Consider the following 1,093-nt stretch of genomic DNA (forward strand, 5'->3'; position numbering starts at 1 on the left):
TTTTCAGGAGTGCTGTGGTCGATCAGCCCGTTTCTCTTCGTAGTTGCCGTCGTTTATGCCGCAGGCGGCTCTTATCTGACAATTGCTCTCGGCCGCCCTCTCATCAAGCTGAAGTATGACCAACTGGACAAGGAGGCCAGCTTCCGCTCCGGCCTCATTCATGTCCGAGAAAGAGCTGAAGCCATCATGGTGGCCCGCAATGAAGCGCAGCAGAATGTTCGCCTGCTTCAACGGCTTGACGATATGGTCGCCAATTTTCGCGAGATCACGGCCATCAATCGGAACGTTGGATTCTTCACGACAGGCTACAACTGGCTGATCCAGATTATCCCTGCCCTTATCGTCGCCCCCGCCTTCATACGCGGCGATGTGGAATTCGGCGTCATCACCCAATCGGCCGCTGCCTTCGCTATGCTTGTAGGTGCGTTTTCAATAATCGTCACGCAATTCCATTCGATCTCATACTTTGCCGCAGTGGTATCCCGCCTTAGCGCCCTTCTTCAGGCTATCGAACAGTCGCACCCCCCCGGCTCGCCATTGGCCATCCAGATTGTCGAAAACGAAGGCGCTCTTGTTTTCGAGCATCTGTTCTTGCTGTCATCGACGGACGGCGAACCGCTCATACGGGATTTGTCGGTATCTATCGGGTTAGGAACCCGGGTATTGATCACAGGGCCAAATCAAGCAGGCAGCGTGGCCTTGTTCAAGGCGATGGCGGGTATTCCGACCGCTGGTAGCGGCCGCATCATCCGCCCTGGCGCTGGCGGCATCCTGTTTCTCCCACAGCAACCCTATCTGATGCCCGGTACATTGCGGCAGACTCTCGTACCTCCGGATAAGTCGGACGACATCTCCGATGACCGAATTCTGCACCTTTTACATAAATTCAATCTCGATGTCGGCCAAACAGGCGGGTTAGACAAAGAAAGCGACTGGGACGCGGTCCTTTCGCTGCGCGAGCAACAGCTGTTGGCCTTGATCGGTATTATTCTCGCGGGGCCTCGGTTTGTCTTTCTTGACCGGCTCGACACAACGCTCGGGGCCGAGGAATTCCGCAAAATCCTTCACACGCTTTCCAAGCATTCAATCACCT

General features: G+C 55.3%; 1 protein-coding gene. It reads left to right on the forward strand.

Translation table 11 applies throughout. The features are described from left to right. On the forward strand, nt 1–1,093 hold a 1,093-nt coding region (locus tag C7476_RS27785; RefSeq protein WP_114433129.1), incomplete at both ends, for an ABC transporter ATP-binding protein/permease.

This window comes from Phyllobacterium bourgognense, assembly GCF_003337575.1.
Classification (GTDB): Bacteria; Pseudomonadota; Alphaproteobacteria; order Rhizobiales; family Rhizobiaceae; genus Phyllobacterium; species Phyllobacterium bourgognense.